General features: G+C 40.0%; 12 protein-coding genes and 2 pseudogenes. 4 read left to right on the top strand and 10 right to left on the bottom strand.

Going from position 1 to position 14,111, the window contains the following annotated elements:
• Positions 1–45 precede the first annotated feature (45 nt).
• Positions 46–186 (bottom strand): type A2 lanthipeptide, encoded by a 141-nt coding sequence (locus HA044_RS07580; RefSeq protein ID WP_222935348.1) that lies wholly within the window; start codon positions 184–186, stop codon positions 46–48.
• Between the two features lie 179 nt (positions 187–365).
• Here HA044_RS07580 and HA044_RS07575 point away from each other — a divergent pair, with 179 nt between their 5' ends.
• Positions 366–1,064, top strand: a complete 699-nt coding sequence (locus HA044_RS07575; protein WP_006149379.1) for a response regulator transcription factor — start codon at positions 366–368, stop codon at positions 1,062–1,064.
• On the top strand, positions 1,061–2,431 hold the full coding sequence (locus HA044_RS07570; protein ID WP_187540592.1) for a sensor histidine kinase KdpD: 1,371 nt from the start codon (positions 1,061–1,063) through the stop codon (positions 2,429–2,431). Before HA044_RS07575 ends, HA044_RS07570 begins: the two co-directional genes overlap by 4 nt.
• Positions 2,432–2,474: 43 nt before the next feature.
• On the opposite strand, the gene HA044_RS09910 is transcribed toward HA044_RS07570, so the two are convergent.
• Both HA044_RS09910 and HA044_RS07565 read right to left on the bottom strand, forming a co-directional pair.
• Complete coding sequence (locus HA044_RS09910) at positions 2,475–2,579, bottom strand: hypothetical protein (RefSeq protein WP_222935347.1); 105 nt, start codon at positions 2,577–2,579, stop codon at positions 2,475–2,477.
• A 98-nt stretch (positions 2,580–2,677) separates the two neighbouring features.
• Positions 2,678–3,784 (bottom strand): annotated as a pseudogene (locus tag HA044_RS07565) (IS3 family transposase); the annotation flags it as partial.
• Between the two features lie 334 nt (positions 3,785–4,118).
• Between HA044_RS07565 and gshAB the strand changes: the two are divergent.
• On the top strand, positions 4,119–6,383 hold the full coding sequence (gene gshAB, locus HA044_RS07560) for a bifunctional glutamate--cysteine ligase GshA/glutathione synthetase GshB (protein WP_187540591.1): 2,265 nt from the start codon (positions 4,119–4,121) through the stop codon (positions 6,381–6,383).
• Between the two features lie 120 nt (positions 6,384–6,503).
• Here gshAB and HA044_RS07555 read toward each other — a convergent pair.
• The 3 genes and pseudogenes from HA044_RS07555 to HA044_RS07545 all read right to left on the bottom strand — a co-directional run.
• A pseudogene (locus HA044_RS07555) lies at positions 6,504–6,887 on the bottom strand (transposase); the annotation flags it as partial.
• 6 nt (positions 6,888–6,893) lie between these two features.
• Positions 6,894–7,103 (bottom strand): hypothetical protein, encoded by a 210-nt coding sequence (locus HA044_RS07550; RefSeq protein WP_031573799.1) that lies wholly within the window; start codon positions 7,101–7,103, stop codon positions 6,894–6,896.
• A 130-nt stretch (positions 7,104–7,233) separates the two neighbouring features.
• Positions 7,234–7,377: an NADAR domain-containing protein gene (locus HA044_RS07545; protein ID WP_295336221.1), complete on the bottom strand. Its 144-nt coding sequence runs from the start codon at positions 7,375–7,377 to the stop codon at positions 7,234–7,236.
• A 234-nt stretch (positions 7,378–7,611) separates the two neighbouring features.
• Between HA044_RS07545 and HA044_RS07540 the strand changes: the two genes are divergently transcribed.
• Positions 7,612–9,129, top strand: a complete 1,518-nt coding sequence (locus HA044_RS07540; RefSeq protein WP_187540590.1) for an ABC transporter ATP-binding protein — start codon at positions 7,612–7,614, stop codon at positions 9,127–9,129.
• Between the two features lie 397 nt (positions 9,130–9,526).
• Here the strand turns inward: HA044_RS07540 and HA044_RS07535 are convergent, their stop codons facing one another.
• The 4 genes from HA044_RS07535 to HA044_RS07520 form a co-directional block, all read right to left on the bottom strand.
• Positions 9,527–10,111, bottom strand: coding sequence for a DUF1307 domain-containing protein (locus tag HA044_RS07535; RefSeq protein WP_187540589.1), 585 nt, complete (start codon positions 10,109–10,111; stop codon positions 9,527–9,529).
• A 129-nt stretch (positions 10,112–10,240) separates the two neighbouring features.
• Positions 10,241–11,239, bottom strand: a complete 999-nt coding sequence (gene galE, locus HA044_RS07530) for a UDP-glucose 4-epimerase GalE (RefSeq protein ID WP_187540588.1) — start codon at positions 11,237–11,239, stop codon at positions 10,241–10,243.
• Between the two features lie 64 nt (positions 11,240–11,303).
• Positions 11,304–12,776, bottom strand: coding sequence for a UDP-glucose--hexose-1-phosphate uridylyltransferase (gene galT, locus HA044_RS07525; RefSeq protein WP_187540587.1), 1,473 nt, complete (start codon positions 12,774–12,776; stop codon positions 11,304–11,306).
• 12 nt (positions 12,777–12,788) lie between these two features.
• Positions 12,789–13,967 carry a galactokinase gene (locus HA044_RS07520; protein ID WP_187540586.1) on the bottom strand — a complete coding sequence of 393 codons (1,179 nt, stop codon included), beginning with the start codon at positions 13,965–13,967 and terminating at the stop codon, positions 12,789–12,791.
• Between the last annotated feature and the right edge of the window lie 144 nt (positions 13,968–14,111).

Raw genomic sequence — 14,111 nt, 5'->3', positions numbered from 1 at the left:
TGATAGAATCAACATAATTCACAATATCTAATTGGTGAGTCACTATTACCATTGTTTTGTCTGAATAAAATGGATTTGGATTACTCCACCACCAGCACCAAGAACGTTATCAAGTTCTTCAAGAGTCAATTCTCGAAGAGAATTCATTGCTTCAATCTCAACGAGATTCATTTGTTGTTTAGCCATTTGGAAATACCTCACTGATTAAAATTTATTTGAGAAGTATCTCTATCTAGGTTATGTCTTTATTATAGACATGCTAGATTAATTTTAAACTAAGCTAACCTTAATTTTACATTAAGATTAAAGTATCTTGCTTTTTTCACTCTTTTAAATGGTATAATATAGATAAGCGAGGTAAGATTATGAGTTTCGAACAACAACTCCTGAATAAGCACATCCTTATCATTGATGACGACAAAATTTTAAACTCTTCCATAAGAGATATTCTCACTGCCTACGGATTTTCCAATCTAACATCAGCCTATGATATAGAATCTAGTTTGGACATGATTGAAATAGAGCAGTTCGACCTTTTCCTTTTGGACATTATGCTACCCGATGGGGATGGCTACACATTAGCAAAACATATCCGAAAAAAAGGCGATACTCCTATCCTCTTTCTGACTGCCAAAAATAATCCTGAAGATGAGATAGCTGGTTTCAATGCTGGTGGTGATGATTATATCATGAAACCCTTCATTCCAAAAAATCTTATCTATCGTATTATGGCTCTGCTCCGGAGAAGCTATAAATCAGAACAGGAAACAATACAGATTGGACAGACTTTGGTGAGTTTTCGGAATGCAACAGTACAAAAAAATGGAGCAGAAATTTCTATTACGCCAATTGAAATTCAGATTTTGAAAAAACTTTACGATAATAAAAATTACATCGTTTCAACCGAATCTCTCTGTGATACGATTTGGGGAGTGGATAGCTTTGGTTATGAAAATTCTTTGACTGTACATATTCGGAAAATTCGAGAAAAAATAGAAGAAAATCCTTCAAAACCTCAATATTTAAAGACAGCTAAAGGGCTAGGGTATAAATTGTTATCATGATTATGAATCAAACCAAAATTTTAAGGTATTCACTAAAGAAATTTATCTTTTCTTCCATCATTATCTTTATTACCAATATTATTCTAATTGCCAGTTTTGTTTTCTACATTAGTAAAAAGCAAACTGCTACTGAGACTGTGAAAATAATTTCTGAACACATTACCATCACAAATAATAACGTCCACATACCTAGAAATGATATTTCTAGTCTAAAAGAACAAAAGTTATGGCTCATGGTATTGGATAAGCAGACTGGCAAACAAGTGTACGAACAGTATAAACCTACAGAAGTTCCTTCGCAATTTGACTATGGGGACATTTTACAATTTTCTCGCTATTATCTTTCAGATTATCCTGTTTTTAGTCAGATAAAAGGTGACTACATCATTGTTGTTGGTTTTCCAAAAGATAAAATTGCTCGTTATAGTTATAATTACTTAGATATAGATAGTATTCGCCTGATTCCGCTAGTAGCATTTGGAGTATTGCTTTTCAACTGCCTCTATTTCGCTTTTCTTTACTACTATGGTGTGACGCATATCAATCGTAAAATTGCGCCTCTTGTAACTGCTATTCAGAATCTCCCAGATGGTTTGAAAAATCCAATAAATTCTATATCAGAACTAGAATATCTTACAGCTGCAATTAATCAAACTGATACTCTACTCAAAGAGAATGAAGTCTTTAAAGAGCAATGGATTTCAGGTATTGCACACGATATCAAAACACCTCTTTCTGTCATCATTTCTAACGCGTCCTTGTTAAATGATTCTGAACTAGATACACAGTCTAAAAAACATATTCGCCCAATATTGACGGAATCCTATTACATCCAAAATATTTTAAATGACTTAAATATAGTAGCTCGCCTTTCATCCGGTCATCTTCAATTAAATCAGACTGAAACAAAAATTATCCCCTTCTTCAAAGACATTCTCATCCATATTTTAAATCAAGAAATCTGGAATGATTTTGAATTTGAATTTGATTACGATTATTCACTTGTTAATCAATCTATCATGATTGAGCAGTTTTTAATCACAAGAGTTATCCATAATATCATCTACAACTCTGTTTTACATAACGAAAAGGGTTGCACAATAAGAATCCACTTATTCAAAAAAGATACAAATGTAATTGTCGAAATCAAAGATAATGGACAGGGAGCTTCACCAGAAAAAATTGCTGAACTTAATGAATTATCTTTTAAAAGCATTGATATTTCTAAAATTAGAACGACTGGAATTGGGCTAAAAATTTCAAAACAAATTGTTGATTTGCATCAGGGCTCTATTTCGTTTGCTAGTGTCCAAAATGAATTCTTTGAAAGTATCATTTCACTTCCAATTTTCAACATTACTAATTAGATAAAAAAATGGAGAAGAACCATTAGAGTTTTCTCCATTTTTTTCATCTTATCTTCCACTTATACCCTACCCAGCCTGCCAAGACAAGCAAAGCAAGGTTAAAGATGATAAAGAAAGTCGTAAAACCAAATAATCCATTCTGTGCCAAATCTTCCGTGTTGGAATTCTGTCAATATTTTGGACACATTTTGGGAGGAAAATTTGAAGGCTAGCGCCCTTCGGTTGCTGGACCCCTTCTACGACCAATTCTCTGTACTCTACAGGGGACTGGTCATTTAATTTCTGTTGAATTCTAGTTTCATTATAAAATATGATGTAATTTTTGACAATATCTGTTATACTATCTCCAGTTATGTTTCTTCACTTATGGAGAGAGAAGGTTTCAGACTTGAGAACAGAGTGAAACCATTCGATACAGGCATTATCTGCTGGTGTTCCTTTTCGGGACATGGAGCGGGTGATGCCTTTTTCTATACAAGGCTGATAGTAGGCTTTTGAGGTGCAGACAGATCCCTGATCGCTGTGTAAAAGTACCCCTTGAGGTAGCTCAAGTTGTTGGTACAAAGTTAGTATCTTGACACTCTGAGATGGTATAAGCTACTATTTCACGATTATAGAGATCCATGATCGAAGATAGATAAAGTCTACAGTTTCCAAAGTAGAGGTAGGTGATGTCTATGACAAGCTTCTCCATAGGCTTGTCTGCCTGAAAATCACGATCCAGCTTATTGTCTGTTACATGGTAAGGCTTCCCTAATTTAGGTCCCTTCTTGGGACGGGCACGGCAAAGGCAGCCCTTTTCCTTCATGATACGATAGACCTTCTTGCGATTAACGACGAGGTTATAAACTTTCTTTAGTAAGCGAGTGATGGTTCGATAGCCGTAAATAAAGCGATTTGCCATACAGAGTTGTTCGATTTTATCTGCTATTTCGCCTCTTTTCTGAGAATTCTTACACTCCTGTTTCCAGCGATAAAAGGTGGAGCGTTTGACGCCGAAACATTCTAAAATAATAGATACAGGGCATGTTTTCTTATACTCTTCTACTAGCTTGATAAGACTTACTTTGTCGATTCTCTTATCAAGCTCTGATACTTTTTTAGTAATTCTACCTGCAATCGTAACTGTTCCACTTCAGATAATTGTTTCATTCCTTTACCATAAGTATATTGTTTCCCCACAGGCTGGTGGAAACGGTACAATTCATCATTCTGATACCATTGCCACCAGGTTTTCACCTGAGTAGCATTTTTGATACCGAGGGTATCCATGATAACCTTATTTGATTTACCTGCCTTCTTCATTTCGATACAGGCTAGCTTAGTTTCTACCGAAGATGCTTTTTTGACCATAACAAAACACTCCTGTTTCTAGTTTACCAGAATTCAACAGGAGTGTTTTCTTGTGTCTCATTTTATGGGTGCAGTGCCGACCCTAGGGATTCTTTCGTTCTCATATATACGTCATTAGTATAGGCTAATTTGATTTAAATTGCAAGAGAAATAACATTTTACATAAAAATCAGTGGGTATTTTACAATTTTTGCATATAATAGAGCTAAAAAGCAACTGGTTTTAAGAATTCTTATCTGAAACATTCGGAAATCCCCCTTAACCGTAGCGGAAAGTTGTTTTCTTCTCCTATTTATAATACACTATCACTAACATTAGATGAAAAGGTGACTCTATGACTATAAATCAACTGCTTCAAAAGCTGGAGCCTACTAGCCCTATCCTTCAAGCTAACTTTGGAATTGAACGCGAAAGTCTTCGTGTCGATAGACAGGGAAAATTAGCACATACGCCTCACCCTTCCTGCCTAGGAGCTCGAAGTTTCCACCCTTATATTCAAACAGATTTTTGTGAGTTTCAGATGGAACTCATCACACCAGTTGCTAAATCTACCACTGAGGCTCGTCGATTTCTTGGAGCCATTACCGATGTAGCTGGACGTTCCATCAGTAAAGATGAACTTCTCTGGCCCTTGTCTATGCCTCCTCGTATCAACGCCCAAGAAATCCAAGTTGCCCAACTGGAAAATGAATTTGAACGCCATTATCGTAACTACCTGGCCGAAAAATACGGAACTAAACTACAAGCTATCTCAGGTATCCACTATAATATGGAACTAGGGAAAGATTTGGTTGAAGCCCTATTCCAAGAAAGTGACCAGATTGATATAATTGCTTTCAAAAACGCTCTCTATCTTAAGCTGGCTCAGAACTATTTGCGCTATCGTTGGGTGATTACCTATCTCTTTGGTGCTGCACCTGTTGCTGAGCAAGGCTTCTTCGACCAAGAAGTACCAGAACTCGTGCGTTCCTTCCGAAACAGCGACCATGGTTATGTCAATAAGGAAGAAATACAAGTATCTTTTGCAAGCCTAGAAGACTATGTCTCTGCCATCGAAAACTATATCGAACAAGGTGATTTGATTGCGGAAAAGGAATTTTACTCGGCTGTTCGTTTCCGTGGACAAAAGGTTAATCGCTCCTTCCTTGACAAGGGAATCACCTACCTAGAATTCCGTAACTTCGACCTCAACCCCTTTGAGCGTATCGGTATTAGCCAAACTACCATGGATACCGTACACCTACTCCTTCTAGCCTTCCTCTGGCTGGATGCCCCTGAAAATGTTGATCAGGCTCTGGCTCAAGGTCACGCGCTGAATGAAAAAATTGCCCTCTCTCATCCTTTAGAACCTCTACCTTCTGAAGCTGAAACTCAGAACATTACGACAGCTCTAGACCAACTGGTGCAACATTTTGGGCTTGGTAACTATCATCAAGGTCTGGTCAAACAAGTTAAAGATGCCTTTGCAGATTCCAGTCAGACACTTGCTGCTCAACTTCTTCCTCATATCAAAGACAAGTCCCTTTCTGACTTTGCCCTTGACAAGGCGCTTGCCTATCATGATTACGACTGGACTGCCCACTATGCTCTTAAGGGTTATGAGGATATGGAACTTTCTACCCAGATGCTGCTCTTTGATGCCATTCAAAAGGGGCTTCATTTTGAAATCCTAGATGAGCAGGATCAATTCCTTAAACTCTGGCATAAAGATCATGTTGAGTACGTCAAAAATGGTAACATGACCTCAAAAGACAACTATGTAGTTCCTCTTGCCATGGCTAATAAAACCGTGACCAAAAAAATTCTGGCTGATGCTGGCTTCCCTGTCCCTGCCGGCGACGAATTTACCAGTCTAGAACAAGGTCTAGCCTACTATCCTCTTATCAAGGGCAAGCAAATTGTGGTTAAACCAAAATCAACCAACTTCGGTCTGGGCATTTCCATTTTCCAAGAGCCTGCCAGCCTTGATAACTATAAGAAAGCTCTCGAGATTGCCTTTGCAGAAGATACAGCTGTTCTTGTTGAAGAATTTATCCCAGGAACCGAATACCGTTTCTTCATTCTGGACGGGCGTTGTGAGGCTGTCCTCCTTCGTGTCGCTGCTAATGTTGTCGGTGATGGCAAACACACCATTCGTGAATTAGTCGCTCAGAAAAATGCCAATCCATTGCGAGGCTGTGACCACCGCTCACCTCTGGAAATCATTAAGCTAGGAGACATCGAACAATTGATGTTGACTCAGCAAGGTTATGCACCTGATGATATTCTCCCAGAAGGGAAAAAGGTCAATCTCCGCCGTAACTCCAACATCTCTACAGGTGGCGACTCTATTGATGTCACTGAGACCATGGATTCATCCTATCAAGAATTAGCTGCAGCTATAGCGACTAGCATGGGGGCCTGGGCTTGCGGGGTTGACCTCATCATTCCAGATAAAACTCAGCCTGCTAGCAAGGAAAAACCTCATTGCACTTGTATAGAGCTCAACTTCAATCCCGCTATGTATATTCACACCTATTGTGCTGAAGGTCCTGGACAAGCTATCACTCCAAAAATCCTAGACAAGCTTTTTCCAGAAGTTGCCACAAGTCAAACCTAAAACCTAATTCTTAGGAACAAACAAATCACCTTTATCTCGATGATATGATACCTCTTAAGTAGACAAGGTAAATACCTAAAATCTACGGCTCTTTGTCAACTGTAGTGGGTTGAAGAAAAGCTAAGCTCGAGAAAGGACAAATTTCGTCCTTTCTTTTTTGATATTCAGAGCGATGAAAATTCGCTTCTTGAAGTTTTCAAAGTTCCGAAAACCAAAGGCATTGCGTTTGATAAGTTTGATAAGTTTGATGAGATTATTAGTCGCTCCCAATTTTGCGTTGGAATAGGATAACTGAAGGGCATTGATGATTTTCCCTTTGTCCTTTAGAAATGCAGTCTGAAAAAGAGAATGAACCTTCTTTATATTGTCTTCAATGAGTCCAAAAAATTTCTCTGGTTCCTTATTCTGAAAGTGAAAAAGCAAGAGCTGATAGAGATTATAGTGGTATTTCAAGTCTTCTGAATAGCTCAAAAGCTTGTCTAGGATTTCTTTATTGCCTAAATTGTCAAATTAAGTTAGACTTTTCAAGTAACTCAGAAAAACTTGGTAGGGTGATTGAAATAGTTCTAATGGTAATTCATAGACTACCCTCTGTTCAGCTATTCCCCCTTCATCTGTAACAAAAAAATATTTCTCATGATGTCGCCAAATATGTTGTCCATAACCTTTTATTTCCTCAAACTTACTAACTTCTTCCCAGCCTAGTTTACTATATTTCATGTATGTTCTCCGATCTTTTCACTAATATCTTACATTACACCTTCAGGAATATCTCCTGTTGATCATTGTAACTATCTAGTTGACTGTTATACCAAACCCAGACTGTTAAATGGAATAGCTAGAGGATAGATTACAGGTTAGAGTTTTTCAACTCTTCCCGTACTTGCATTAGGAGAAGGCCTAGTTTGTTCTTTCCAGAGCCATCTCCCCCATCAGCCCAGTAGTCGTCATTTCGTGTATGTTCGATGAGGATGCCATCTCCTGTCGCTAGCAATTCTTTTGTTTAAATGAACACGCCTACAGAATCATCCTAATATCAAATTTTTTTGAGAAACACATGGAAAACCTTCTTTTAAATTAATTAACTGACTTCATCATATGCTATAATTTAGTTATATTTTACAATAATGAAAGTTTCTAAATAATGCCCCTATTTGCTCATTGATGGAACAGTGCCATTATTTCATTATTAGTTTTTATGTTATAGCTTTATCAAGGAGTTTCGTCTATGCTTCAATACCTTAAGCCTCTGCGCTGGTATCTTTTCTTTAATTTTCTCTTTAGTGGACTATCCAATATTTGTACTGCTCTTCTTCCATACTTTACACAAGAGTTAATTCGTAGCCACTATCAAATAGCTTTGGCAGGTTATTGCATCGCAGTTATAGGTTACTTAACTTGCAACTACATCCAAATGCGACTTGATTGGAAACAGGCCATTCTCTTTTCGACAAATCTAAAGAACGATTGGTTTCAATCTCTTTTGGGACTTGCCCACCATGATTTCAAGCAGAAAACAGTCGCAGAATACATTTCTTATCAATCTAATGATCTTGATTCACTGGAAAAAGATTATCTACCTCCACTGATGAGTTTTTTTAAGCAGATTCTACGAATTTTGATTTATACCATCATTATTACCAGAACGATCAATCCTATAGTGGCGCTGATCCTACTGATTTCAACGGCTATCAGTATTCAAATTCCAAAGATCGTTGGTCAATTTACTGCGAAGCGTAGACAGATCTATCTTGAAAAGCAAAGTGATTATTATCGGACCTTGGAGGATCTATTCCGAGGACATCACCTAGTTAACAAACTCACTCTACCTCATTTTATAGAGCAACAAAGAAGTTCCCTCAAAAACTTGCAGGATAAGTATCTTAGGTATGGTTTGACTAAAATTACAGGTATTCTCTTGACGGGTATTTCTTTTGAATTCATTAGCCTTATTCTCTTTTCCTATCTAGCTTACTCTCTATATCATCAGCAAATTGGTATCCCCGAGGTGGTGGCCAGTTTTGGTTATATTACAGCCTTCTCAGAACCAATTCAAGAAATCCTTTACGATCTGCAAATGTTGGAGTCGGTAAAGCCTGTAATTAAAAGCTTTCAAACTATTGTTAAGCATCCATCTTCAATTCAGGCACCACAGCTTTCTTTTGAAACAATCACATTGAAGAATCTTTCTAAACAACTTGGGGAATCAACATTAAAGATTTCTTTTGCCACCATTCATAAAGGAGATAAGATTGCCCTCATTGGAGAGAACGGATCAGGTAAGAGTAGCCTACTCAATATTTTAAATGGTACGGATGAGGATTTCCAAGGCGAGATTTTGCTGAATGATCTTCCTCTAAATCAGCTTTGGGGAAAATTTGGCTTGATTTTGCAACAAGAGCATAGCTTCATCTCTAGTTATGAAAATAATGTTACGCTATTCAATACTTTCCCTGCAGAGTTTAAGGATGTGGAGTTCGAAGTAACACCTCCTCAATCCCTGTCAGGTGGTCAACAACAACGCATGTACCTCAATCGAGAAAAAAACCGTCAGAGTCCATTAGTTATTATGGATGAACCTTTTTCAGCCTTGGACGCTCGTCAGTTCGAGGCAGAATTGAAAAAAGTACTAGACTTACCGTGTGCTGTCATCATTACCTTACACCGACAGAATGAAGCACTGAAGAACTTTGACCAAGTCTGGGAAATTAGAGCTGGAAAACTAATCATTCAAAAAAATGAATAGACTTGCCTTCTAACGAAGATTTGTTTTATCATGATCAATACATCATCAGGCACAGATAGATTGAGGTCATCTTAACCCCAAAAAGAGCATTTCCATTATCAGAAATGCTCTTTTTTTGTACTTAATTGTATTTCTTTCAACCCCTTCCATTACATCTCTAATTTCAAAAGGGATGAATCGTTTGATCAGTGTATAAGTAAACTATATTGATCTTCTCAATACTTCCGAATCGTCAGTGGATTTCTTTCCTTGTAATCACTCAACTAAAGATTTTCTTCATACAATTGCTAATCATTCTTTAATCTTACTTTTCCTTAATTTCTATTCTACCAAAATATACCCATGAATTCATACCAAAACAAAAAAGAGCAGCAAACTGAACTGCTCTCCATTTGGTTTATTTTTCGACCATACCGCTATTAATGAAAAGCTCTTTGGCTTTTGAATAGCTGATTGTATTGTCTGCTTCAAGGTTCAAAGTAGGAATTATCTCTTTTAATTTTTGCATATCTACTTTAGTGTAATCAATTGTATTGCGGATATAGAAGATACCATCTTTGTATTCTGATGTCAGTTCAAATCCATGTCCCATCAGATCTTTGAATTTTTCTTGGTTTCTGGTAACCGCTTCTTTCATGGTTTCAAGAGGGTTGTCACCAGCTACTTTTGAGACATCGTAATCATCAACTTTTTCTTGTACTAACAAGGTATCTCCCTTGTAATACAAGGTGATGGTTGACTTTCCTGCTTCATCACTTGTTTCAAGAACCGTTTTTTGAACATCCGCTAGTGCATCCTTTTTTTTGCTTTTATCGGTCGATGACTCTTTTGTCTTTTCTTTAGCAGATGATTTGCTTGTTGCTTTACTCGTCGCTTTAGTGGACGATGGACTAGTAGATTTTGTACTCTCTTTTTGTGCGCAACCAGCTAAAAGAAGACCAGCTGTCAAGAAGACGGCTAACATTTTTGTGGTTTTATTCATTTTGAATCCCTCACTATTTTATGATGGTTAAGGAAATGACTGACGTCTGAAATGAGTCATTTAGTAAGATCAACTGTCGTTTTAGATGTTATTAGAAAAGCCTCAAAAATGATGTTAGCAATCCCCTCCTTATCGATCATTGTAGCCATCTGGGTGGCTGGAATGCCATGCCCAGGCTGTTTGGATGATGGTTTCGATATTATCAAATTTTGGTTGCCAGCCGAGAATTGCACGCGCCTTCTCAGAGGATGCGATCAGGGTATCTGGATCTCCTGGTCTACGATCAGCAATCTCAAGTGGAATCGGATGTCCCGTCACCTTGCGGGCCGCTTCAACGATTTGAAGATTAGAGAATCCGGTCGATGAGCCCAAATTAAAGGCGGTAGATGGGTTGCCATTTCGGAGATACTCTACCGCTAGCAGATGGGCATCTGCCAAGTCAAATGGATGGACATAGTCCCGGACATTGGTGCCATCTGGTGTATTGTAGTCATCTCCAAAAATAGAGATCTTCTCGCGTTTACCTTGGGCTACTTGCAAGACGATTGGCAAGAGATGGGTTTCTGGTCCATGGTCTTCGCCAATCGACCCGTCTGGCTTAGCACCCGCTACATTAAAGTAACGGAGGGGCACATACTTGATGCCATAGGCTTGATCGGCCCAGCGCATAATAGTTTCCATCATGAGCTTGCTTTCGCCATATGGATTGATCGGTTTTTGTGGAGTGGTTTCAAGAATCGGAATTTCTTCTGGGATGCCGTAAGTGGCAGCGGTTGAAGAAAAGACAATGTAGTGTACCCCACATTCATGCATGACTTCCAAGAGTTTGACCATACCAGCTGTATTGTTGTCAAAATATTTCAATGGATCTGCCATAGACTCAGCGACCAGTGAGTAGGCCGCAAAGTGGATGACCGCATCGATATCTGCATGGTCCTTAAAAACCGTGCGCATGAAGTCTTGATCCGCTAAGTCTCCTTGGTAAAAGACGGCATCTGGATGCACCGCTGCACGGTGGCCTGTGACCAGGCTATCGACCACCACGACTTTTTCCTGTCCTTCATTGACCAAACGGTCCACCATGTGGGAACCGATATAGCCAGCTCCTCCGAGTACGAGTATTGCCATTTGTTTTCCTTTCGCTTTTTTATCTTCTCTCTTATTGTACCAAATTTCTGCCTCTTCTCCACACTTAAAGTGTCGCGACAAAGCGTCTAAAGGCTGCTTGGCCTTCTGCTGTTCGCTTGTAGACACCAGCATCTTCGAGCACGCGCGCAAAGATTTGACCGACTGATTCACGGACAAGGGCCTCTGCCTTCGCTTCTTCTGTGAGGGACGGGTGAGTGGCTTTCAAGTCAGCAGCCCAGTCCTGGTGGTAACTAGCCACACTGCTTTCACGTCCAAGTAGATAATCTTGGACCTGCTTGAGCTCTTCCTTGAGACGAGGAGGCAAAATCGCCAAGCCCATGACTTCGATCAGGCCGATATTTTCTTTTTTGATGTGTTGCACATCCGCATGCGGGTGGTAAATACCATCGGGATGCTCTGGTGAGGTTTGGTTGTCACGGAGCACCAAGTCCAGTTCATAATGCCCATCGCGGATTCGTGCAATGGGGGTAATGGTGTGATGGGGTTGACCGTCAGATGTGGCTAAGACTTGCACAGCTGGATCCGAGTAACCTCGCCAGCTTTCTAAGATATGGTCTGCCAGTTCAATCAATTGCGCCTTGTCATCCGATTGCAAGCGGAGAACCGACATGGGCCAGTTGACAATTCCTAGTGACACATTTTCAAATCCCTTAATGGTGAAGCTTTCCTCCACAGGAGCCAGCTCCATGGCAAAGGTATGTCGACCACCTTGGTAATGTTCGTGGGTTAGGATAGAACCTCCTACAATTGGGAGATCGGCATTAGAACCTGCAAAATAACCTGGGAAAGTCTCTACAATGCTCAAGAGTCGCTCAAAAGTCTTTCGGTTAATAGACATGGGAATGTGCTGACTATAAAGGAAAATACAGTGTTCGTTAAAGTAAGCATAAGGGGAATACTGGAAGCCCCACTCCTGCCCCGCCATATCAAAGCGGATAATCCGATGATTTGCCCGAGCAGGGTGGTCTAGACGGCCTTGATAGCCTTCATTTTCAAAACACAATTGACAGGCAGGATAATGACGCACCTTGGCATTTTTAGCAGCTGCAATGTCTTTGGGATCTTTTTCAGGTTTTGACAGATTGATGGTGATTTCGATCGCCCCATAAGGGGTCTCAGTCTCGAAGGCGATATTTTGTGCAATCGCCTTGACCTTGATATAATCATTGTGCTTAGAGAGGGCATAGAAATCCGCAATTGCATCTTCCTTGGACTGACGGTAGGTCTCCCAGAAACGACGATTGACCTGACTCGGACTAGGTGTGACCCAATCCATCAACTCCGCACCCAGACTGTCTTTTGCGGCCATGCTATCTGGAATCTTACTATTAGCGACTGCAAGCTCCACCAGCTGATCTTTGAGCGCGATCAAACTAGCCTGATGAACTGGGGCGTCTAACCCTTCTTCACCGACGCGACTCATGACGCGGTTTTTTAGATAAATCCGATCCATTTCTTCATAGTCACTTGCTTCAATGACGGCCGTGACAAATGCATCTAATACCTGTTCTGTCATTCTATCTCCTTTTTAATCAAGTACCCGTGTTCCTGCTGCAACTTCTGCAATGTAGAAGCTTGGGGCATAGCCGACAACGTCCTCATAGCGTTTGCCGACAGCTTCCTCAAAAGCCTCAACCTTATCTTTGTTTACGAGAGCAATAGCACAACCACCAAAGCCTGCACCGGTCATACGAGCTCCCAAGACGCCTTCTTGTTCCCAAGCTGTATGCACCAAGGTATCCAATTCTAGACCAGTTACTTCATAGTCATGCTCCAAAGATACGTGGGAAGCATTCATGAGACGGCCAAAGCCTTCCAAATCACCTGCTTCAAGCGCCTTGCGTGCTTGGAGGGTCCGTTGGTTCTCAAGTACAGCATGACGAGCCCGTTTGATGCGATTTTCATCCTTGATCAGGTAGCTGTAGGCATCAAAAGCCCAGAGATCCAATTCCCCTAAAGTTTGGATGTCTAGTTTTTCTTGGAGTTCAGAGACGGCTGTTTCACATTCCGCGCGACGTTCATTGTATTTGGAATCCGCTAATTCCCGGCGTTTGTTGGTATTCATGATGACCACGACATTGTCTTTAAGGTCCAGCGGTACCAGATCATATTCTAGGGTGTTGGTATCGAGATAAATAGCCCGTTGATCAGCCCCCATACCGATGGCAAATTGGTCCATGATACCAGAATTAACCCCGATGAAGTGATTTTCGGTTTGTTTCCCGATTTTGACAAGATCTAGACGATCTAACTGAAGATCATATAGTTTCTCAGCGATGACGCCAATCAAGAGCTCTAGGGAAGCTGAAGAGGAGAGACCTGAGCCATTTGGGATATTGCCGTAGACAAAGACATCCATCCCGCTATCAATGACATGACCAGCTTCTTGTAAGAAATGAAGCACGCCTTTTGGATAGTTGGTCCAGTTGTGCTCTTTTTCAAAGTGGAGATTTTCAAGCGGAACTTCAATGATCCCCTTGTCTTCAAAGTTTCCTGAGAAGAAACGCAAGACCTTGTCCTCGCGCTTTCTTGCCGCTCCGTAGGTACCAAGTGTAATGGCTGCCGGGAAGACATGCCCTCCGTTGTAGTCTGTGTGTTCACCAATCAGATTGATCCGACCAGGTGAGAAGAAGGTATGGTCGGCTTCTAGTCCAAAAAGGGTTTGAAAGCGATCACGTAATTGCTGACGAGTAATGGGTGTAGCCATAGGGAACTCCTTTAATGATTTTGTAAACGTTTTTATACCTGTATTATAAACAATATAATAACTGTTTTCAAGCATTTTTAGTAAAATTTTATTGAAAAGATAAAAGAGCTGAAATTGGTTTATAAATGGGAGTTTTCTCTATTA

Source organism: Streptococcus sp. IMAU 99161 (assembly GCF_014435245.1).
Lineage (GTDB): Bacteria > Bacillota > Bacilli > Lactobacillales > Streptococcaceae > Streptococcus > Streptococcus lactarius.
Note: the sequence above shows the minus strand (reverse complement) of the source record. Positions and strands in the feature narration are given on the sequence as shown.

What these genes read in the sequence shown, in the direction of transcription:
- HA044_RS07580 (WP_222935348.1), bottom strand. Translation starts at nt 186, where the DNA reads ATGGCTAAACAACAAATGAATCTCGTTGAGATTGAAGCAATGAATTCT.
- HA044_RS07575 (WP_006149379.1), top strand. Translation starts at nt 366, where the DNA reads ATGAGTTTCGAACAACAACTCCTGAATAAGCACATCCTTATCATTGAT.
- HA044_RS07570 (WP_187540592.1), top strand. Translation starts at nt 1,061, where the DNA reads ATGATTATGAATCAAACCAAAATTTTAAGGTATTCACTAAAGAAATTT.
- gshAB (WP_187540591.1), top strand. Translation starts at nt 4,119, where the DNA reads ATGACTATAAATCAACTGCTTCAAAAGCTGGAGCCTACTAGCCCTATC.
- HA044_RS07550 (WP_031573799.1), bottom strand. Translation starts at nt 7,103, where the DNA reads ATGAAATATAGTAAACTAGGCTGGGAAGAAGTTAGTAAGTTTGAGGAA.
- HA044_RS07540 (WP_187540590.1), top strand. Translation starts at nt 7,612, where the DNA reads ATGCTTCAATACCTTAAGCCTCTGCGCTGGTATCTTTTCTTTAATTTT.
- HA044_RS07535 (WP_187540589.1), bottom strand. Translation starts at nt 10,111, where the DNA reads ATGAATAAAACCACAAAAATGTTAGCCGTCTTCTTGACAGCTGGTCTT.
- galE (WP_187540588.1), bottom strand. Translation starts at nt 11,239, where the DNA reads ATGGCAATACTCGTACTCGGAGGAGCTGGCTATATCGGTTCCCACATG.
- galT (WP_187540587.1), bottom strand. Translation starts at nt 12,776, where the DNA reads ATGACAGAACAGGTATTAGATGCATTTGTCACGGCCGTCATTGAAGCA.
- HA044_RS07520 (WP_187540586.1), bottom strand. Translation starts at nt 13,967, where the DNA reads ATGGCTACACCCATTACTCGTCAGCAATTACGTGATCGCTTTCAAACC.